General features: G+C 61.6%; 14 protein-coding genes, 3 tRNA genes and 1 riboswitch. Of the genes, 9 read left to right on the forward strand and 8 right to left on the reverse strand.

The window, feature by feature from the left end; all coding sequences use genetic code 11:
• The first annotated feature begins 32 nt into the window (after window positions 1-32).
• Together DD235_RS01505 and DD235_RS01510 are read left to right on the forward strand one after the other, a co-directional pair.
• The gene (locus DD235_RS01505; RefSeq protein ID WP_109060286.1) at window positions 33-2,417 is read left to right on the forward strand and encodes a TonB-dependent siderophore receptor; all 2,385 of its coding nucleotides are present in this window, start codon (window positions 33-35) and stop codon (window positions 2,415-2,417) included.
• Between the two features lie 19 nt (window positions 2,418-2,436).
• Entirely contained in the window at window positions 2,437-3,585 is a 1,149-nt protein-coding gene (locus tag DD235_RS01510) for a YncE family protein (protein ID WP_109060287.1), read from the forward strand.
• Between the two features lie 18 nt (window positions 3,586-3,603).
• On the opposite strand, the gene DD235_RS01515 is transcribed toward DD235_RS01510, so the two are convergent.
• The 6 genes from DD235_RS01515 to DD235_RS01540 form a co-directional block, all read right to left on the reverse strand.
• Window positions 3,604-4,104, reverse strand: a complete 501-nt coding sequence (locus DD235_RS01515; protein WP_109060288.1) for an RES family NAD+ phosphorylase — start codon at window positions 4,102-4,104, stop codon at window positions 3,604-3,606.
• On the reverse strand, window positions 4,101-4,571 hold the full coding sequence (gene parS, locus DD235_RS01520; RefSeq protein ID WP_109060289.1) for a type II RES/Xre toxin-antitoxin system antitoxin: 471 nt from the start codon (window positions 4,569-4,571) through the stop codon (window positions 4,101-4,103). The genes DD235_RS01515 and parS overlap by 4 nt, the downstream gene beginning before the upstream one ends.
• An 82-nt stretch (window positions 4,572-4,653) precedes the next feature.
• Window positions 4,654-5,076 carry a hypothetical protein gene (locus DD235_RS01525; RefSeq protein WP_109060290.1) on the reverse strand — a complete coding sequence of 141 codons (423 nt, stop codon included), beginning with the start codon at window positions 5,074-5,076 and terminating at the stop codon, window positions 4,654-4,656.
• 117 nt (window positions 5,077-5,193) lie between these two features.
• Window positions 5,194-7,461: an ATP-dependent helicase gene (locus DD235_RS01530; protein WP_109060291.1), complete on the reverse strand. Its 2,268-nt coding sequence runs from the start codon at window positions 7,459-7,461 to the stop codon at window positions 5,194-5,196.
• Window positions 7,458-8,012, reverse strand: a complete 555-nt coding sequence (gene speG, locus DD235_RS01535) for a spermidine N1-acetyltransferase (protein ID WP_109060292.1) — start codon at window positions 8,010-8,012, stop codon at window positions 7,458-7,460. The genes DD235_RS01530 and speG overlap by 4 nt, the downstream gene beginning before the upstream one ends.
• 22 nt (window positions 8,013-8,034) lie before the next feature.
• Window positions 8,035-8,712, reverse strand: coding sequence for a histidine phosphatase family protein (locus DD235_RS01540; protein ID WP_109060962.1), 678 nt, complete (start codon window positions 8,710-8,712; stop codon window positions 8,035-8,037).
• 139 nt (window positions 8,713-8,851) lie between these two features.
• Here DD235_RS01540 and DD235_RS01545 point away from each other — a divergent pair, with 139 nt between their 5' ends.
• Window positions 8,852-9,904, forward strand: a complete 1,053-nt coding sequence (locus DD235_RS01545) for an isopenicillin N synthase family dioxygenase (RefSeq protein ID WP_109060293.1) — start codon at window positions 8,852-8,854, stop codon at window positions 9,902-9,904.
• A 25-nt stretch (window positions 9,905-9,929) separates the two neighbouring features.
• Window positions 9,930-11,225, forward strand: a complete 1,296-nt coding sequence (locus DD235_RS01550; protein WP_109060294.1) for an O-acetylhomoserine aminocarboxypropyltransferase/cysteine synthase family protein — start codon at window positions 9,930-9,932, stop codon at window positions 11,223-11,225.
• Window positions 11,226-11,309: 84 nt separating this feature from the next.
• Here DD235_RS01550 and DD235_RS01555 read toward each other — a convergent pair whose 3' ends face one another.
• On the reverse strand, window positions 11,310-12,317 hold the full coding sequence (locus tag DD235_RS01555) for a cobalamin-binding protein (protein WP_109060295.1): 1,008 nt from the start codon (window positions 12,315-12,317) through the stop codon (window positions 11,310-11,312).
• 4 nt (window positions 12,318-12,321) lie between these two features.
• Window positions 12,322-14,190: a TonB-dependent receptor plug domain-containing protein gene (locus tag DD235_RS01560; protein ID WP_239989994.1), complete on the reverse strand. Its 1,869-nt coding sequence runs from the start codon at window positions 14,188-14,190 to the stop codon at window positions 12,322-12,324.
• A gap of 41 nt (window positions 14,191-14,231) precedes the next feature.
• Window positions 14,232-14,384: riboswitch (cobalamin riboswitch) on the reverse strand.
• Window positions 14,385-14,503: 119 nt separating this feature from the next.
• Between DD235_RS01560 and metH the strand changes: the two genes are divergently transcribed.
• The 5 genes from metH to DD235_RS01585 all read left to right on the forward strand — a co-directional run bounded on the left by metH (window position 14,504) and on the right by DD235_RS01585 (window position 20,965).
• Window positions 14,504-18,289, forward strand: a complete 3,786-nt coding sequence (metH, locus tag DD235_RS01565) for a methionine synthase (RefSeq protein ID WP_239989995.1) — start codon at window positions 14,504-14,506, stop codon at window positions 18,287-18,289.
• 191 nt (window positions 18,290-18,480) lie between these two features.
• A tRNA-Ala gene (locus DD235_RS01570) sits at window positions 18,481-18,556 on the forward strand.
• A gap of 29 nt (window positions 18,557-18,585) precedes the next feature.
• Window positions 18,586-18,661 (forward strand) — tRNA-Glu (locus tag DD235_RS01575).
• Between the two features lie 36 nt (window positions 18,662-18,697).
• A tRNA-Asp gene (locus DD235_RS01580) sits at window positions 18,698-18,774 on the forward strand.
• A 130-nt stretch (window positions 18,775-18,904) separates the two neighbouring features.
• Window positions 18,905-20,965 (forward strand): esterase/lipase family protein, encoded by a 2,061-nt coding sequence (locus DD235_RS01585; protein ID WP_109060298.1) that lies wholly within the window; start codon window positions 18,905-18,907, stop codon window positions 20,963-20,965.
• Window positions 20,966-20,984: the final 19 nt, after the last annotated feature.

Genomic DNA, 20,984 nt, shown 5'->3' on the forward strand with positions numbered 1-20,984 from the left:
GACAAACCATTGCAATCCATTGGAGTTGAAGCATGCCGAATGAAAGAAAGCCCCACCAGATGCACCGGGTGTCTGGCCTGTCCCTGACAATACAGGCAGCGCTGGCCGGACTGCTGGCGATGGGCAGTACGCTGGTTCACGAGAATGCGCATGCCCAGGCCGGCATGACCGGGCAGCCTATGGAACGTGATGGGCTGGATGCTCGCAGCGCTTCGCAGCACTACGACCTGCCTGCCGGGGCGCTGGCGGATGCGTTGGCCCGGTTCGCCCGGGCGGCAGGCATTACGCTGTCGTTTGATCCTGCGCTCGTGGCAGGGCAGCATGCGCCGGCACTGAACGGGACTTACGGCACGGACCAGGCGCTGGCCGAATTGATGCGCGATAGCCCGGTCGAAGCGGTCAGAACCGGTGACCGGGGCTATTCCCTGCGCAGTCGGCCGATGCCGACCCAGCGACTGGAGACGGTCACGGTACGAGGGACCACCGACAGCACGACCGAAGGCAGCGGCAGCTATACAGCCTCCGGCCCGACGACTGCCGCTACTGGCCTGGACCTGACGCTGCGCCAGACCCCGCAATCGGTGACGATCATGACGCGTCAGCGCATGGATGACTTCAAGCTGGAAAACCTCACGGACGTCATGACGCAAACGCCAGGTGTCAGCGTGACTCGGATGGGCAGCTATATCGAGTATGGTGCCCGAGGTTCTGCCGTGAACCTGCAAACTGAAGGCAGCCGTCAGAACTCATCCGGATATACCTATTTCGGTGGCACCAACTATACGCAGGACGATCTGGCCGATATAGACCGTGTCGAGGTCCTGAAAGGCTCGGCGGGGCTGTTGACCGGGTATGGCAATCCCGGGGCAACAGTCAATATGATACGCAAGCGTCCCACGCATGATTTCCAGGCGTCGGGCAGTGTGAGTGCAGGTCAGTGGGACAATTATCGTGCCAGCGTGGATGTCAGCGGTCCTTTGAACCAGGCAGCTACCTTGCGCGGCCGTGCCGTGGCGCTGGCTTCGCGCGCCCATGGTTTCATGGATGGCGAGAAGACCGATGGCCATTTGTTGTTCGGCACGCTGGAGGCCGACCTGGGCGAGAGTACGACGCTGGCGGCAGGTGTGACTTACCGCAAGCGCAAAGTCAGTGGCCTGGCCATGTATGAATCCATCACCCTGTACGACTCGGCAGGCAATTTCCAGGGCTGGAAACCGCGGTCATTCAATCCAGGGGCAAGCTGGGCAGGCTATGACCAGACTTCGATCAATGTGTTTTCCCGGTTGGAGCATCGCTTTGCCAATGGTTGGAGCGCCAAATTGCAAGCCTCCCATGAAAACATAGAAATGCCGGAACTGCGCCTGGGGGGATATCAGGACAGCTATGCGAATGCCACCCGATACCTGGATACGCTCAATGACAATACCAGTCTGATGTTCGATCTCAAGGGGCCGGTCGAGTTCCTGGGGCGTACGCATGAATTGCTGGTCGGTGCCGGTACATCGGAAATGCACTCCAGCTTCGGCTCCAACAAGTTCGGCGACAGCGACCATCGCAAGAAGCAACACTATGCCTATGGTGCCGGTCGTTTTTCCTTGCTGGATCCCTTGAATCTCATCCTGGGGATGCGTGTCACCGACTATGAGAGTACGGACAAAACCTTGTATGTCGAGGGGGGGAGCCAGACATTGAAAGACACCGGCGTGCTGACTCCCTACGCTGGCCTGGTGTTCGATGCCAGCGAGGATATTTCGCTGTACGCCAGCTATGCACGTATCTTCGAATCGCAAAGTGCCCAGGATGCCTCGGGCAACACGCTGGACCCCCGTGAGGGCGTGACCTACGAGATCGGTGCCAAGGGTGAATTCTTTGACAAGCGCCTGAATGCCAGCATCAGCCAGTTCTGGATGCGAACCGATAACGAAGCCGAGTCGACGGGACAGAAGACGCCCGGAGGTGCCAACGCCTATCGTGCTGTCAGTGGCGTCATGCGGCGTGGTTACGAACTGGAACTGTCAGGCGAGGTGTGGCCGGGTTGGCAGGTGCAGGGCAGCTACGTCATGAACAGCAGCACGCTTTCCACTGCCAGCAGTTCTCCAAAGCGACAGTTGAAGCTGGGCACCTCGTATCGTTTCGCGGGTGGATTGCTAGACGACCTGACCGTGGGCGCGGCAGCGCGCTGGCAGAGTGCGCGCGAAGCACACGCTGGCAACATCGGGATCGAACAGTCCGCGTATTGGGTCATGGACCTGATGGCGCGCTATCAGGTCAATCGGCAGTTGAGTCTGAGCGCCAATGTCAACAACGTGTTCGACAAAAAATATCTGGCCGGTATGAGCGCGTCCAGTTGGGAGGGCGTGGTCTATACCTGGGGCGCACCCAGGAGCGTGATGCTCAGTGCCCGCTATCAATTCTGACGAGAGACAAAGGAATATCATGCAAGCCTCTTTTTTCTTCATACGGCGTGCGTTGCGCATGGCCTGGGCATCCCTGGCCGTACTGGCTTGCCTGTCACCGGCAGCAGGCGCTGCCGGGGCAAGTGCACCGGCAGTTTCTCCGGAGCGCAGCATCGCAACGGCAGGAGTCGGGGCCACTGTCGAGCCTGTCCTGACGCAGGCGCTGGCACCGAATATCTACGAAGTGGTCTACAGCAGGGCGCTGGATGCCATATTCGTTGCCAGTGCAGGGACCTTCGGTGATGGCAAAGGCGGTGTGGTCTATCAACTGGATGGCGATACGCTGGCGATACAGCGCACGATCGAATTGCCGCTCAAGCCATTCGCCCTGAGCCTGGATGAGCGTGCCGGCGTGCTGTATGTGGGGCATTCCCTGGAAAGCACTGTGGTCGCACTGGATCTCGCGACTGGACTGGTGCGGGGCCAGGTTCAGTTGATCAGGCTGAATGCGGAGGGCGAGCCCATCCATACTCGGCAATTGCTGACCGATAGTGGTACCGGCACGCTTTTCGTGGGTGGCGTGGATCGGACAGGCATCATCTGGCAACTGGATGGCGAGACGCTGGCGGTACGCAAGGTGCGGCAGGCCCCCGATGGCAAAAGCATCGGTCTGGCCCTGGACAGCCGGCGTGGGCGGCTTTACAGCAGTGGAACTGCCTCTGTGGAGGTTATGGATGCCAGCCGGTTGCAGCGCGAGGCCTATTTCCGGGTGGGCAAGCGACATCAAGACGATGAACGTCAGCGGTACTTTGTCAATGTGGCTGTCGACGAGGCATCGGGGCGTGTATTTGCCAATGAGTCATCCAACAGCGAAGGGATCTTTGTTTTCGAAGGGGAAACTGGCAAGTTGCTGGATATCGTGCCAACGGGCGAGGGGCCTGTGGGCATCCGTTTGAATCCCGTGCGCAACGAAATCTACGTGGCGAACCGGGGGGCAGGCACGCTGAGTATCGTGGATGCTTCGACCTATCGGATCAAGCACAGTCTGCCTCTGCCGGTGCATCCGAATAGCCTGGCCATAGGCGCAGACGGCCAGGTGCTGTATGTCACTGTCAAGCAGCCTTTTGCCGCGCTGGGCATGACCGCACCTGTAGAACAGGTTGTGCGGATCGATCTGGACAGCCTGTGAGGCGGATGGCTGGTGCTTTCAGCTCGCCGGATTGAGCCGCGTATCGATGGCCAGCCGTTCCTGCTGGAGCAGGCGGTACTGGCCCCGGGCGCGATCCGGGTCAAAAATCAGGTTCCAACTCTGGCGGCTGGCGGCACTGGGCAGGGCGACAAAGGCATGCCGTGCCAGCAGCTCGGCACCATGGGCCTGCTGGCCGGCGCTCGGGATGCCCGGCAGCAGCCAGGTCGGGTTGGGCACGTCTTCCGGCAGGACGAGGTGGACCTGCGACGGATCCAGAATCTCCATGACGGTGGACACATGCGGGATCAGGTCCATGGCCCGGAATCCCTTGTGCACGGCCACTTCGATGATGGCGGTGGCCGCATCGAGCGAGCAGTAGACCGCCTTGGCACCCTTGGGGTTCCAGCGCCCGCCGACGCTGTAGGCACCTGTGCCGGAATCCCATTGGCCGGCACGCCCGGCATGATCGATGCGCCAGGCACGCAACGGGGTGTTCAGGAGCGGCGGAAACGGGGTCATGCGTAAACGCCCTGTTCCATCTGTTCGAGCAGCGTCCTGACCAGAGCTGCACCCTGCGGTGTGGACATCAGTTCAATGGGACGGTGTGAGTCCAGACCGATGGCTGGATATGAAAGCCACTGCTCGGCATCTTCGCGTGTTCCCAGCACGGTTTCGGCCTTGGCCAGAATATCTGCAAGGCTCCAGAGGCGGGCGCTGCGATCCGGATCGAGGGGCTTTTGCAGTTCGGCTTTGTCCGCCTTGATGCGCTGCCAGGTACGGGCAGACATGTTCAGCACTTTCATGCTCTCATCCAGTTGGATCTTGTTCAGCCCCGACACCAGGCGGATGGCCGTGGCGCGGGGAAATCCCGCGATGATGCGCTCGTGCAGTTCGATGGGCGTGCGGATGTGCAGGGTGTGAACGCCCAGCGCATTGACCACCGAGGCAAATGGCTCGTCGGCAGGTAGGGTTGCGGTTTTGGCCACGGTACACTCCTTCTGTCATATGGCTTTATTCTAGCGCCATATGGCAAAAAAAGACCATGAGGCATGTGCCTGGCCGGGTGTATCAATGCAGGCTTGTGCCGGCGTCGGCCATCAAGTGGCTGCCGGGCCGCAGGCGCGCCAGGCTGAATCGGGTAAACAGGGTGCGCCCACCCGGCATGAGGCTGATGCCGACCATGCCGACATCGTCTTCCTTGAAATACATGAAAGCGCCGGGATGACCGGCCGCAGACAGGAAACCGTGGTGCAGCCCGGTATCGGCATAGCGCAGTACCAATGGTACGCGGGTGACAGCATCCGGTCGCGTCATCATGTCCTTGCCGATGGTGTCGATCAGGTCGGGCAGGGCGGGGAAGGCGACAGGTTGGCTGCGGCGGATGAAATCGGTTTTTTCCGCCAGTTCGAAGAAAGCATTCCAGGCCTGTGAGAAATCGGCTGCGGTGCGTACGATATTGCACAGGTGGTTGGCGGTCTGTTGTGCATGCATGGAAATCGATCCTTGGCTGTGGTGAACGGGCCGCGCAAGTGGCGGACAGTTCATCGTAGGCAGGATCGACGGGCGGCTGAACCCATCCGGGACAAAATTGCGCGCCCTGTCTGATGGCTATTGATCAGGCGGCAGCCAGTCCCGGAAGCTGGGCAGATGCATGGATGATCGTATCCACCACTGGCGGCGTATCGGATCCCATTGTGCCCCTTTGTTCTTGGCGTCGGCCCGCTGCTCGAACGGCACATGCAGGTAGATGCGCGTATCGGCCTGTCGTGCGCGGTTTTCTTCCAGCATGGCCGTGGCCAGGGCACGCGCCTGCGACAGATCCATTTGCTGCAGGTAGGGGTGCTGGGCATCGTCGCTGACAAGCAGCAGCTGTGTCTGTGCGCGGGTGGCGGCGACGTACAGCAGGCGGCGCTCTTCTGCGGGTTGTGCCTGGGGACGGGGAAAGTGCAGACGTGACAGGCCCGGTACGATCACCACAGGCCACTCCTTGCCCTTGGCCGCAGCGATGGTGCAGAGTTGCAGCGGTGCCTGCTGACGGGGACTGCCCGCATGGCTGCGCAGGCGCTGCGACTGGCGCTGGGTCGAGGCGACTGTCTCCAGGAAGGCGGCCGCCGCCTGCTGGCTTTGCGCTGCATGTTCGACAAAGGCCTGGATCGAATGCTCGATGCCATCCGCCTGTTCCTGCTGCAGGTAATGACGCCGGGCATAGGCGGGCAGGTGCAGCAGGGTGCAGGCCTGGCGCAGCAGTTCGCCTGCGCTCTCCTGGTTGACCAGCGGACGGAGGTGTTCGACGGTGTGAGCGAGCCGGGCACGCCAGGGCGAGAGAGGCCGGCGGTGATCTGTGCCGGTGTAGTGGGTGTCGCCGGAAGACAGGCTGGGCACAGATATGATGCTGGCTGTGGGCGCGGCAGTGCCGTTCGTTTTGCGGGAGACGGGGTCACCAGTAGGTGTACTGGCTGGTTGCAGCGGTGGCGGGCGATTCAACTGGCCGCTGTAGAAGTAGCGGATCAGCTGTGGGTTGATCGCGATGTCGCGCGCGCTGGCCTGCCAGTCGTGCTCGGGCATGTCCACTTCGCAGAAGCGTCCGAGTGCCTGCAGGATGGGGAGTGCCTCGGCTGCCGTGGTAACACCGTGGAGTTGTTCGCATAACAGGGCCAGGATGCCGCGCAGGATCAGGATCTCATCGCGTTCGAAATAGCTGTCGAATCCGTTGACCTGATAAGGAATCTCCTGGCGGATCAGTTCGTTCTCGATGTCGATGCTGAGGTCGGGGCTGCGCAACAGGATGGCAAAACTGGCAAAACCGCTTTCACTACGCCGTTGGCGCAGTCCCTGCAGATAGTGCGCCAGGCCGTCTGCTTGGTCCTGATAGAGTCGTGCCTGCAGCAGTACGCTGACTTCCGTATCCTGGGTGCGCCAGGATTCGAAGGTTTTATGGGCCAGTTGGCCGGCGGCCAGTGCCAGGGTGGGGCCGCAGCGGAACGAGCGCGACAGCGGCATGGTGGTGCGACGCGCCTGGCCAAATGCGGCCAGGAAGGCGGGGCCCATGTAGTCGGGGTGAGCGCCGTGGCGGGTATGGATGACCTGGTCGGCATCGCCGGCCGCGATCAGTTGGCCACCGCCAGCGTGCAGGCGCTGCAGCAATTGCAGGTGCGCTTCGTTGATATCGTGCCATTCATCGGCAACGATCAGGTCGAAACGCGGCAGTTCGATGTAGTCGCAGCCTGCCAGCGTGGTGAGGCAGTCATAGACATAGTCCTGTGCGCTCTGGAATTCGTACAGTCCGACATCATGGCTGCGGGCGCGTTCGTATTCGCGCAGAATGGAAACCAGTCCTTCCGGCAGGTCTTCCTGGCGGGCAAACTCGCTGATCGACATGTCGTCCAGATGGCGCAGGCGCAGCGTGCCCTTGAGCCAGGTCAGCGTATCGAGGATATATTCCGCGTGCGTGTCGTTCAGGGTGAATTCGTAGTAGTCGCGATGGGCTCCGAGCGCAGCAGCATCCTCGATGGCCTGGTAGATCCAGGGGCGCAGTGCATCAAGCGAGGTCAGCCGACGAGTGTGTGCGCCGTCGATATAGCCGAGGCGCACCCAGGCGTCGAGCAGGCTGCGGGCGTATTCATCGTAGGTTCGCACGGTCACATCGGCGCGGGCGTGACCCGCCTGGGCCAGGTAATCCAGGAAAACCTGGCGGGCCGTGTCGGAAAACACCAGTGCCAGGATACGTCCGGGCGGCGTGCCTCGGCGCAGTCGCAGGGCTGCCGCGTGGGCAAGGGTGGTGCTCTTGCCGGAGCCGGCCACCGCCGAGACCAGGATGGCGGGGTCCCGCGCCTGCAGGATGGCACTTTGTTCGGGGGTCAGCGGCAGCGTGCTCATGGCAGCGGGGCGTGCGTACGCAGGTAGTCACGCTGGAGAATGTACATGCGCAGGGCGTTGCGGTAGCTGCCACCGCTGAAGAACTCTTCGATCAGCGTGCCTTCGTGCTGGAAACCGCACTTCTCGTAGGTATGGATGGCCTTTTTGTTGTCGGGATCGACGAACAGGTACACCTTGTTCAGGTTGAGCACCTGAAAGGCATAGTCGATGGCCAGGTTGGAGGCTCGGCCCGAATAGCCGCGTCCTTGCCACTGGGGGGCAACGATGATCTGGAACTCGCCGCTGCGGTGGATGTAGTTGAGTTCGACCAGTTCGACCAGACCGATGGGTTCGCTTTGGGCGTTTTCGCAGATGAAGCGGCGTTCGCGCTGGTCGTGGATGTGGCGGTCGTACAACTGCGACAGTTCGGAGAAGGTTTCGTAGGGCTCCTCAAACCAGTAGCGCATGATCTTGGCGTCGTTGTTCAGCTTGTGGACGAACTTGAGATCGGTGCGCTCCAGCGGGCGCAGTGCAAGCTGCACGGGAGCGTGGGTGTGGGTACGTTCGGTCATGGCGTGCGTGCCTTTGCAGGCTTCAGGCGATGGGTGGGGCGGGGTGGCTGGCCGGAGGCAGGCTGGCATCATCTGCAGCGGCCTGGTCGAGGTGGGAGGTATCGCTCCAGCCCAGGATATGCCAGCGTGTGCCGTCGATCCGGATGCGGTTGATGCCGGCATTGCGGATGACGGCGCTGCGTGGCGCATCGAACGGCTCGCCGTGGGCGTATTGCCAGACGACATTCAGTACGCCGCCGTGGGTCACGGTCAGCAGGGTGCCGCCGTCATGGCGCTGTGCCAGCAGGTGCAGGCTGTCGAGTACGCGCCGGGCGAATTCTGCCAGTGATTCGCCGCCCGGCAGTGGATCGTGGAGGCGGCGCTCGCGCCAGATGGCGGCTGCTTCGGGCTGTGTTTGCGCCATGGTGTCGATGGCCAGGCCTTCGAGCACGCCGAAACTGCGCTCGCGCAGCCCGGTTTCTGTAAGCAGCGGCAGATCCAGCACGGCACCGAGCGGCTGGGCGGTCTGGCGGGCACGTTGCAGGTCGCTGCTGTAAAGGCCGGCAAAACGGGGACGCTCGGGCAGTTCTGCCAGTCGCCGGGCCAGTTGATGGGCCTGGGCTTGGCCGTTGTCGTTGAGCGGGATGTCCTGTCCGCCCTGCAAACGGTGGGCGCGGTTCCAGTCGGTTTCGCCGTGGCGGATCAGCCAGATGTCGGTCATGCGGTGGTGCGGTCCAAGCAGTGATATCGGATGAGGATACACGGATTTCATGTTGCTATTTGCAAATGCCTTTTAAATTGTTCGCCTTGCGCCCTTTGCTGCCCAGAATCGGATCTTTGCACTCTGGAAACAAAGAGACATGGGCACCGAGCAGACTTTACCGATCCTTGATCTGAACGATTTCGTGCGGGGAGATGCAGGGCGGCGTGCCGCGTTTGTCAGCACGCTGCGTGATACGGCGCATGGCGTCGGTTTTTTCTATCTGCGCGGTTTCGGGCTGGATGAGGCACAGGCCCGCGCCCTGTTTGGCGTGTCGCGGGCGTTCTTCGAGCTGCCGCAGGCCGACAAGGATGCGCTGCGGATGAGCAATTCGCCGCACTTTCGCGGCTATACCCGAGAGGGCGACGAAATCACGCGGGGCCAGAAGGACTGGCGTGAACAGATCGATATCGGTGCCGAACGCGCCGTGCTGCCGCTCGGGCCGGACGACCCTGCCTGGAAGCGATTGCAGGGACCCAACCAGTGGCCGGACGGGTTGCCGGAATTCAGGCTGCGCGTACTCGATATCCAGGCGCACCTGACGCTGGCCGGTCAGCAGTTGCTGCGGGCGCTGGCATTGGCGCTGGGCCAACCGGTGGATCGCTTTGACGAGGCCTTTGCCGGGACGCCGGTGCAGCATATCAAGCTGATCCGCTACCCGGGGCAGGAGCAGGTCCGTTCTGCGCAGGGCGTTGGTGCGCACAAGGACTCGGGCTGCCTGACCTTCGTGCTGCAGGACGTGCAGCCAGGATTGCAGGTCTACTACCAGGACCGCTGGATCGATGCGCCGCCGTTGCCGGGCACGGTCGTGGTCAACCTGGGCGAGGTGCTGGAAATCCTCAGCAATGGCTATCTGAGGGCCACGCTGCATCGGGTCGTCAGCCCGCCTGCCGGTACGGACCGGCTGTCGCTGGCATTCTTCCTGAGTCCCAGGCTTGACGCCGCACTGCCTGAGTTGCCATTGCCGCCTGAACTGGCGCGGCAGGCACGGGGTGTCGAACGCGATCCGCGCAATGTGCTGGTGCCGCATACGGGCCTTAACCTGCTCAAGGGGCGGCTGCGTTCGCATGCGGATGTGGCACGGCGTTTCTATGCTGATGTGCTGGCGCGGGAAGGCATCGTTTTGCCCGAGGATGCGGGTGCCTACAACTGACTGACCATTGAAGGAGTACGACAGCATGACGACCGAGCAGCAGCAACACTGGAGGCTGGATACCATCGCCGTGCATGGCGGCTACCAGCCCGATCCGACCACACGTGCCGTGGCCGTGCCCATTTACCAGACCAGTTCCTTTGCATTCGACAGTGCGCAGCATGGTGCCGACCTGTTCGACCTGAATGTGGAAGGCTATATCTATTCGCGGATCGGCAATCCGACCAACGATGTGCTCGAGAAGCGCGTGACGGCCCTCGAAGGTGGGCTGGCCGGGCTGGCACTGGCGTCCGGGCAGGCGGCTGTTACCTATTCGATCCTGACCATCGCCGAGGCGGGTGACAACATTGTTTCTGCGGCTGCCTTGTACGGCGGTACCTACAATCTGTTCGCGCATACGCTGCCGCAATACGGCATCGAGACCCGCTTCGCGGATGCCCGCAAGCCCGAGGCCTTTGCAGCGCTGATCGATGACCGTACCAAGGCGATCTTCGTGGAGTCGATCGGCAATCCGCTGGGCAATATCGTGGATATCGCGGCCGTCGCGGAAGTGGCGCATGCGCATGGCCTGCCCCTGATTGTCGACAATACGGTACCGTCGCCCTATCTGCTGCGGCCCATCGAACATGGTGCCGATATCGTCGTGCATTCGCTCACCAAGTATCTTGGCGGGCATGGCAACAGTATCGGCGGCCTGATCGTCGATTCCGGCAAGTTTCCCTGGGCCGAGCACAAGGCGCGCTTTCGGCGGTTGAACGAGCCTGATGTCAGCTATCACGGCCTGGTCTATACGGAGGCTCTTGGGGCGGCGGCCTACATCGGGCGGGCGCGTGTGGTCCCCCTGCGCAATACCGGAGCGGCGCTGTCGCCCTTCAATGCCTTCCTGATCCTGCAGGGTATCGAAACCCTGGGCTTGCGCCTGGATCGCATCAATGACAATGCGCTGGCGATTGCCCAGCATCTCAAAGATCATGCCAAGGTGGAATGGGTCAGCTATGGTGGCTTGCCGGATCATCCCGACCATGCCCTGTTCCGCAGATACCTGGGTGGCAAGGCTTCGGGTATCCTGACCTTTGGCGTCAAGGGCGGCCGTGAGGCCGGAGCCCGTTTCCTGGATGGGCTGCAGCTGTTGACGCGACTGGTGAATATCGGCGATGCCAAGTCGCTGGCCACGCATCCGGCCTCGACCACGCACCGGCAGTTGTCGCCGGAAGAACTGGCGAAGGCGGGTGTCAGGGAAGAGACCGTACGCCTGTCGATCGGCATCGAGCATATCGACGACCTGCTGGCCGATCTGGATCAGGCGCTGGCAAAAGTGTAAGTAAGGAAAGGGCGTCGAGCAGCGGTTCGGTCCTGGACTGCATGGCAGGGCTCGCCGTTGCCCGGCTGCCCGCATCGCTGCTGCTTATGGGGCGGGTTGCAGGTGTCGGGTACCTGCCTGTTGCTGTGCGTTGGCCCGGATGCTTTCCAGTCGCTGGCAGATTTGCTCTGCAGCATCGACCAGGCGGGGACCGGGGCGATACAGCAGGTCGGCGTCGAGCGCCATGACCTGACCACCATACAGTGTCGTTGTCGCATCGCTGTGGTGGGATGGTATATCCCGGGAGCCATTCAGCGTGGCCAGTCCCTGAGTGCTCATCAGCACGATGTCGGGCTGTGCCCGCAGCACGGCTTCCGGGCTGACCTGTGGAGCCGCCGCCGGTGCCGTGCTGAAAATATTGATGCCGCCGCACAGTTCGACGGCCTGGCTGATGATGTGGGCACCATTGAGTGTGTAGAGCGGTTCGCTGCCGACCAGGATAAAGACACGCACGGGGGGCGCGTCCCGGTATCGACTGCGCAGTGTGTCCAGGCGTTGCTGCAATGACGTGGCATTGCGGGTCGCCGTTTCTTCGGTGCCGAACAGGCGTCCCAGTGTGACAATGGCGTTGGGCAGGCTATCCAGACCAGCGGGGTTGCTGTAGAACAGCGGTGTGCCGAGTTGCGCCAGGGGGCGTGCCAGCGATTCCGCCTGGGCAGGCAACCACGCGATCAGGAGATCAGGCTGGAGTGCGACGATGCGTTCGGGGTCGGGATGAAGTCCGTCGCCGATCCGGGGTAGTGCCTGTGCGTTGGCAGGGTAGTTGCTGCTGTCTACCGTGCCGACCAGATGCTCGCCTGCGCCTGCGGCATAGACCAATTCGGTGGCATGTGGACTGAGCGTGATGGCTCTCAGGGCGGGGCGGGGCAAAGAAATCGTGCGGCTCTGATCGTCGATGACGCTGACCGGATGTACTTGCGTGGTGGGATCGGCATACCGTGCCGTTGCTTCAGCGGGCAGCCCGTGCCCGCACAGTGCGACTGCCAGCCCGAGTGCTGCACACCGTGCCGCGTTCGGGCGCGGCAGCCTGTGTGCAGATGCCCGGGCCGGCATGGCGTCAGTACTTCCAGGACAGGTTGACGAACACGTTGGAGCCATCGTTGCGATAGCCGTAGGCCTGGGTGTAGTCCTTGTCGAGCACGTTGTTCCAGTAGAACTGAACGCCGACCTGGCGCGTGAAGTCATAGGCTGCGCGCAGGTTCAGCAGGCCGTAGCCGCCGAGGCGGGTGTTGTTGGCCGCATCGTCGTAGCGATAGGTCTGGAACTGGTAGTCGGCTCCCAGCAGCAGTTTGCCGATCCGGTGATCGACGCCGAGGTTGTAGACCTGTTTCGCACGTCGGGCCAGAGTCGCGCCGGTCGTGTCGTTGCGCGGACGCAGGAAATCTGCACTGGCGCGCAGGGTGGTGTTGTCCCAGGCGTATGCACCCGTCAGCGTGGCACCGCGGATGGTGGCGCGATCGATGTTTTCTGCCGTGCATTCGAAGCTGGCATCGCAGACATAGCCCTGGATGAGATCGCGGACCTTGTTCTGATAGACGGTGGCTTCCACGCTGAGTGGGCCGCTGGCGTAGCGGACATGGGCCTCAATATTGCGTGATTTCTCTGGCTTCAGGTCAGGGTTTCCACGATAGCCCCAGGCATAGGGTGTATACATGTCTGCAAAGGTTGGCATGCGAAACCCGGTACTGGCAGCCAGTCCTGCACGCCAGTTCGAATCGAGGTCGAGATCGTAGGCCAGGCTGCCGGTTGTCTGGCTGTCCAGCCCGGAGACGTTATCGTGGCGTATGCTGGCCTGCAGGTGATGGCGGCCGAAATCACCCCTATAGATGGCTGCCGCCGAGTTGGTGTTGCGGCGTGATTCAGCATATTCGCTTGCGGTGAGCGGTCTTTCTTCCAGGCGCTCCAGCACGAGGCCCAGGTGTTGACTGGATGCCAGTTGGAAGTTGTTCTGCCAGCTGTATTGGCGCTGGATCATGCCGACCAGGGACGAAGTGTTGCCTGAACGGCTTTCGATGCTGTCCTTGGCAAAGCCGAAGCGCACTACGCTCTGCCAGATGTCTGTCAACTGGTTGGTACTGCTCAGGCTGTAGGCCTGCTGGCGGGTCAGGCTGCGACTGGGATGTCCACCACCGTCATAATCACCATCGATATAACCGTTATAGATGTCCAGGCCGATGCGCTGGTTTTCCCGCCAGTTATAGCCGAGCGCACCGGCCACACTATGCTGTTCGTAGCCGTCGCGATCCGGATGGTGATTGCTGCTGCCGACAGTCTTGGCATCGAAACCATCGCTGCTGGCCTTGCTGGCCGAGAGACGATAGTCCCAGCCATTTTGCGCGCCGGTGGCACCCATGCTGGTCTTGAAGGTATCACGGCTGCCCAGGCCGAAATTGGCCCATGCATTGAAAGACTCGCCGTCGGCAGCGCGACGGGTGATGATATTGATGACGCCGCCGATGGCATCCGCGCCATACAGGCTGCTGGCAGCGCCGCGCAGAATCTCGACGCGCTCGATGATCGCAGGGTCCAGGGCGTTCCAGGCAATGCTACCGGCGTTGCTGTCATTGATGCGCATGCCGTCGATCAGCACCAGCGTCTGCAGTGGATTGGCACCGCGCAGGTAGACACCGGTCACCGTCTGCGGCCCACCGCTCGTATAGATCTGTACCCCTGGCTGGCGGGACAGGATTTCTGCCAGGCTGCTCGATTTCGAATTCTGCAGGGTCTCGTGATCGATCACGGTCACGTCGCCCAGAACCGTATCCAGTGGCTGCGGTGTGCGCGAGGCGGTGACGACCACGGGTGCGAGTGCAGAGACAGTACCGGCGGTGCGGGCAGCATCGGACTGTGCAAGGCTGAGGGCGGGAAGGGTGGACAGCAGCGACAGCGCACCGGCCGTCAGGCGGAAAGCATAGGTGGACATCATGGCCTCATGGTGTGCGCGACCCCGCGCACGGGTATAAAGAAACGAGAGGAGCAAGACAGGCCGGTATCGGGCTGGCGCGTCGTACGGAAACGCGTTGACCGTTGCGGGGGCAGCACAGGCAGGCGGCATGGCGACGCTTCCTGTTTCCCGTTTACCTTTCCCATCGATCGCAAGCCAGAGTCGGCACCGTGCGGGCCGGATCGATTGAAAGCACCTGTTTCGGCATGGGCTGAAATGTAGCATGGCTGCGGGTTTTGCTACGATATGTGGTTATTCTGGAACAGCCCCGTTCCGTCGCCATCAGGATGCCCGCGTGAGCCTTACCTTTCCGTCCCTGCCATATCCCATCGACAGCTATACCCACGGTGCCGGGTTCGCGCGCCTGCTGACCCGGCGCATCGCCATTCTCGACGGGGCGATGGGGACCATGATCCAGCAATACAAGCTGACCGAAGCCGATTTCCGGGGAACCCGTTTCGCGGATCACGGCAAGGACGTGAAAGGCAACAATGAACTGCTGTCGCTGACTCGCCCCGACATCATCGAGACCATCCATCGTGCCTATCTCGAGGCCGGTGCCGACGTCATCGAGACCAATACCTTCGGGGCGACTGCCATTGCGCAGGGTGACTACGAGATGCCCGAGCTGGCCTACGAAATGAATGTCGCCTCGGCGCGACTGGCACGGGCCGCCTGTGATGCCTTCAGCACGCCGGAGCGACCGCGCTTCGTGGCCGGGGCGCTGGGGCCGCAGCCCAAGACGGCATCGCTGTCGCCCGATGTCAACGATCCGGGCGCACGCAATGTGACCTTCGAGGAGTTGCGCCAGTCCTATACCGAGCAGATGAATGGCCTGCTCGATGGCGGCATCGATCTGGTGCTGATCGAAACGATCTTCGACACACTCAACGCCAAGGCGGCCATCTTTGCCGTCGAAGAAGTTTTCGAGGCACGTGGCGTGCGCCTGCCGGTCATGATTTCGGGGACGGTGACCGACGCATCGGGACGCATTCTGTCCGGCCAGACAGTCGAGGCTTTCTGGAACTCCGTACGCCATGCCCGGCCACTGACCATCGGGCTGAACTGCGCGCTGGGCGCAGCGCTGATGCGGCCTTATGTGGCCGAGCTGTCCAAGCTGTGCGATACCTTCGTCTGCGTCTATCCCAATGCCGGGCTGCCCAACCCGATGAGCGATACCGGCTTCGACGAAACGCCGGCCGATACGTCGGCGCTGCTGGACGAGTTCGCTCGCGCCGGACTGGTCAACATGGCAGGCGGTTGCTGCGGCACCACACCCGAGCATATCCGGGCCATTGCAGACAGGATTCTCGAGCTGCCGCCGCGGGTCGTGCCCGACATCCCGGTCAAGACCCGCCTGTCCGGCCTGGAGCCGCTCAATATCGATGACAGCACACTGTTCGTCAACGTGGGCGAGCGTACCAACGTGACCGGCAGCAAGATGTTCCTGCGCCTGATCCGCGAGGAGCAGTACGACGAGGCGCTGGCCGTGGCGCGCCAGCAGGTCGAAAATGGGGCCCAGGTCATCGACATCAACATGGACGAGGCCATGCTGGACTCGCAAGCCTGCATGGTGCGATTCCTCAACTTGGTGGCTTCAGAGCCGGATATCGCACGCGTGCCGGTGATGATCGACAGCTCCAAGTGGAACGTGATCGAGGCTGGCCTGCGCTGCGTGCAGGGCAAGCCCATCGTCAACTCTATCTCCATGAAAGAGGGGGTGGAACCTTTCCTGCATCATGCGCGCCTGTGTCGCCGCTATGGTGCTGCCGTTGTCGTTATGGCTTTCGACGAGCAGGGGCAGGCCGACAGCCTGCCGCGCCGCCAGGAGATCTGTGGCCGCGCCTATAAACTGCTGGTCGAAGAGGTGGGCTTTCCGCCTGAAGACATTATTTTCGATCCCAATGTGTTTGCGGTGGCGACCGGTATCGACGAACACAACCACTATGCGGTGGACTTTATCGAAGGTGTGCGCTGGATTCGGCAGAACCTGCCGCATGCCCGCATCTCGGGTGGAATTTCGAACGTCAGCTTCTCGTTCCGCGGCAACGAGCCGATGCGCGAAGCCATCCACACGGTCTTCCTCTACTACGCCATCCGCGAGGGACTGACGATGGGGATCGTCAATGCCGGCCAGTTGGGCGTGTACGCCGATCTGTCGCCGCAATTGCGCGATCTGGTCGAAGATGTGGTGCTGGATCGGGCCGAGCCGCTCGGACGTACCGATCCGGCCGATACGCGTACGCCCACGGAAAGGCTGGTCGAGTTCGCCGAGACCATCAAGGGCAATGTGGCACGCAAGGAAGAGGATCTGGCCTGGCGTGATCAGCCGGTCGAAAAGCGCCTGGCGCATGCCATGGTGCACGGCATCACCAGCCATATCGTCGAGGATACCGAGGAAATCCGGCAGCAGGTGCTGGCACGTGGTGGCCGGCCCATCGAGGTCATCGAGGGGCCGCTGATGGCGGGCATGGATATCGTCGGCGACCTGTTCGGTGCCGGCAAGATGTTCCTGCCCCAGGTGGTCAAGTCGGCGCGCGTGATGAAGCAGGCCGTGGCACACCTGATCCCCTATATAGAAGAGGAAAAGCGCCAGATCGAGGCTGCCGGGGGCGACGTGCGCGCCAAGGGCCGCATCGTGATCGCGACCGTCAAGGGCGATGTGCACGATATCGGCAAGAATATTGTGTCGGTGGTGCTCCAGTGCAATAACTTCGAAGTCATCAATATGGGCGTGATGGTGCCGTGCGCCGAAATCCTGGCCAAGGCCAAGGAAGTCGAGGCCGATATCGTCGGCCTGTCGGGCCTGATCACACCCAGCCTGGAGGAGATGGCCTATGTCGCCAGCGAGATGCAGCGGGATCCGTACTTTCGTGAGCGCCGCATCCCGTTGATGATCGGCGGTGCCACCACCAGCCGCGTGCATACTGCCGTCAAGATTGCGCCGCATTATGAGGGTCCGGTCATCTATGTGCCCGATGCCAGTCGTTCGGTCGGTGTTGCACAGAACCTGGTGTCCGATGATGCCGCCACTTATCTCGATAACCTTGCAGCCGAGTATGAACAGGTACGCCAGCGCCATGCACGCCGTCAGAGCACGCCGCTGATTTCCTTGACACAGGCGCGTGCCGAACGTACCTCCATCGACTGGAACGGCTATGTGCCGCCACGGCCCAAGTTCATTGGCCGGCGCGAGTTCCGCAATTACGACCTGGCCGATATCGCCCGTTATTTCGACTGGATGCCGTTCTTCAATACCTGGAGCCTGTTCGGCAAGTTCCCGGCCATTCTGGAGGATGAGGTGGTGGGTGAGCAGGCCCGCAAGGTGTATGCCGATGGCCAGGCCATGCTCAGGAAACTGATTGAAGGGCGCTGGCTGACGGCCAGCGGTGTGGTGGCCTTCTATCCGGCCAATGCCGTCAACGATGAAGACATCGAGGTCTATCGTGACGAGACGCGCCAGGAAGTGCTGTTCACCTGGCGCAACCTGCGCCAGCAGACAGCCAAGCGCGAGGGGGTCGAGAACAAGTGCTTGGCCGATTTCATCGCGCCGCGTGACAGCGGCATCGTGGACTATATCGGCATGTTTGCCGTGACGGCGGGGCTGGGCATGGAAAAACAGGAGGCACGCTTCGAGCAGGACCACGACGATTATTCCTCCATCATGATCAAAGCGCTGGCAGATCGGCTGGCCGAGGGCTTTGCCGAATGTCTGCATGCCCGCGTGCGGACCGATCTGTGGGGATATGCGCCGGACGAAGCGCTGGACAATGATGCGCTGATCGCAGAGCAGTATCGTGGCATCCGTCCTGCCCCAGGCTATCCATCCTGCCCGGAGCATGTGGTCAAGCGCGATATGTTCCGCGTGATGGCGTGCGAGGAGATCGGCATGCAACTGACCGACAGCTATGCCATGTATCCGGCGTCGAGCGTATCGGGTTTCTACTTCAGCCATCCACAGTCCCAATATTTCAATGTGGGCATCGTTGGTGAAGACCAGGTGCGAGACTACGCCGCACGCAGCGGACGGGAGGAATCCGATATTCGCCGCACGCTGGTCGGAGTCGTGGAAGATGCCTGATGGAAGCGGGCGGCAAGAACGCAACGCTTTTATCGAAAGGTGTGTTGTATTTTTGCACTATTGATAAAAAGGTGTTGATGGAGTTGCACACCATAAAGTTTTCGTGCATAATTCTGTTTCTTCGCTGATGACGCAAACAAAACGAACGAAGCAGCAACGCCAAGTTCACCAAATTTGAGTCATAACGGAACGGGGGTATAGCTCAGCTGGGAGAGCGCTTGCATGGCATGCAAGAGGTCAGCGGTTCGATCCCGCTTACCTCCACCACCAAAGCGAAAAGTTGTACAGCAGTTCAGGTCCCCTTCGTCTAGAGGCCTAGGACATCACCCTTTCACGGTGAGTACAGGGGTTCGAATCCCCTAGGGGACGCCAGTTAAATCTGGCAATTGCCGAAAGGCATACCGCTGCGGAGCGGTAGTTCAGTTGGTTAGAATACCGGCCTGTCACGCCGGGGGTCGCGGGTTCGAGTCCCGTCCGCTCCGCCAGAAATTCAGAAAAGCCCGATGATCCCAGCTTCATCGGGCTTTTTGCCATTTGCGCCCAAATATTGAGAAGACACATCACTGCCGTGACGGCAGGCGATGGATCTGGAGCAGCTTCCTGGATATCGGCAAGATGAGCGATGCAATGCGTGGGGCGGTACGGTTCTGGTCGGGATTGCTGTGTCTGGCGATCCTGTCCGGATGCGCCATGGTGGAAATCCGTTCCATCAGTGCCAGCGAGTACATCAATCACAAGCGTGGAGATATCCTCACCAGCGGCGCGTTGAGCGCCAGCGCCGACGAAACTCTGCAGATGGCCGGGCTGGAAGCAAAAAATTGCGGCAGCCTGGCGCAGGCCTGCATCGACGTACTGACCAATCTGTCCGGCATCCCCGATGAAAAGCGCCTGGCCACGCTGGCAGAGCTGTGGTTGCTTCAGGCCATGAATCTGCCCACGCCGGTCAAGGGCGTGGAAAATCCCAAGGTCAATGCCTGGCTGCAGACGGCGCGCTACGCCTACGGCTATCTGTTCTATACCCAGCGTTCGCCCAGCCAGCGGGCGTTCGAGGATCGCCAGACGCAAGTGCTCGACTATTACAACTACGCAGTCCAGGAAGCCACGACGGCACTGTTCCATGCGTACGCTACGGATGATCCCGAACCGCTCAAGCGAACGGATGAGATGACCTATGGCGGCTGGCGCATCGTGACCGACCTGAGCGGTATCCGTCTACCTGGCGGCCAGGTGCGCCCCAAGGAGCTGATCCCGGCGTCGTCGCTGTCATTTTCAGGGGTGCGCAGTGTCTATCGTCGAGATGGCTTCGGTGCGGAACTGGTCGCTGTGGTGGATGACGGACCGCTGTCTTCCGGCGATGATACGAATGAACCCTTCAGTGAAATGCCGTCACCGACCCTGACGGTGGTGTTCAAGTTTCATGCAGAGACCCTTGACGAGCTGCTCAAGACCCGCACGGTCTATATCGATGTCTACGATCCCTATCGCAAGCAGTCGATCCTGCTGCGCTCGCTGCGGGTGCCACTGGCCGCCAACTTCACGGCTGGTTACGGGCTCTGGCTGGCACGCTCGGGTTTTGCCACGCAGTCGCTGCGCACGCTGCTGGGGCGTGAGGATGGATTCGAGCATCCGCATATCTACATGATGCAGCCCTATGATCCCGACCGACGCATCATCGTGATGTTGCATGGCCTGGGCAGCAGCCCGGAGGCCTGGGTTAACCTGGCCAACGAGATCATGGGAGACGAAACCCTGCGTCGCAATTACCAGATCTGGCAAGTCTATTACCCGACCAACCTGCCGCTGGCCTACAACCAGGCCTATATACGGCGTGCCATTCTGGAGACCCTGCATCATTTTGATCCGGATGGCATGGCGCGTGCCTCTCAGGACATGGTGCTGATCGGTCACAGCATGGGCGGCGTGCTGGCTCGCCTGCTGTCCTCCTCGTCAGGGGAAGGGTTGTGGGAAGGCTGGGCCCAGGATAATGCAATGGATCCCGAACAGCAGGCCCAGCTCGAGGCGCGTGCGGCCCAGTTGTTCCGGTTTGATCCCATGCCGGGTGTGGAACGGGTCATTTTCCTGGCGTCACCGCATCGCGGCACATCAATGGCCCGCAATACGCTGGTGCGCTGGCTGTCGGGCCTGATCAGGCTGCCGCTGAACATGCTGGAAAGCGTGGGGGGCGCGCTCAAGGGCAAGTCCGGAGGCAATGCCGGCGCGGGCAAGACGGATGCGCTGGAAGGCAAGCGGCCGCTCAAGCTACCGACCAGCATCGACAACCTTGATGTCGGTGATCCGTTCGTCCTGCGCACGGCCGATCTGCCGATCGGCGAAGGCATTCGCTACCACTCCGTGATAGGACAGAAGGATATGTCGGTGCCGCTGGAGGCTTCCGATGATGGCGTCGTGCCCTACTGGAGTGCCTATCTCGAAGGCGCGGAATCACAGAAAGTGATTCAGTCAGGGCACAGCGTACAGGAAACGCCTGAAGCCATTCTCGAGATCCGTCGCATCCTGCACGAGGATGTGGAGAACGAGGTGCAGCGCCGGGCGCGCAGTTTCCCGGCACAGGATCCGGCTGTTGCGCCGGCCCTGCCACCAGTGCCGCCACGTGCGGCGACCCCCGCTTCGGCGGGGGCAGCCAATCCGTCGCCGGCTGTGGATGCACGCCCCTGAGCGGCAACGGGTCGCTGTA

It is taken from the genome of Corticimicrobacter populi, assembly GCF_003123725.1.
Classification (GTDB): domain Bacteria; phylum Pseudomonadota; class Gammaproteobacteria; order Burkholderiales; family Burkholderiaceae_B; genus Corticimicrobacter; species Corticimicrobacter populi.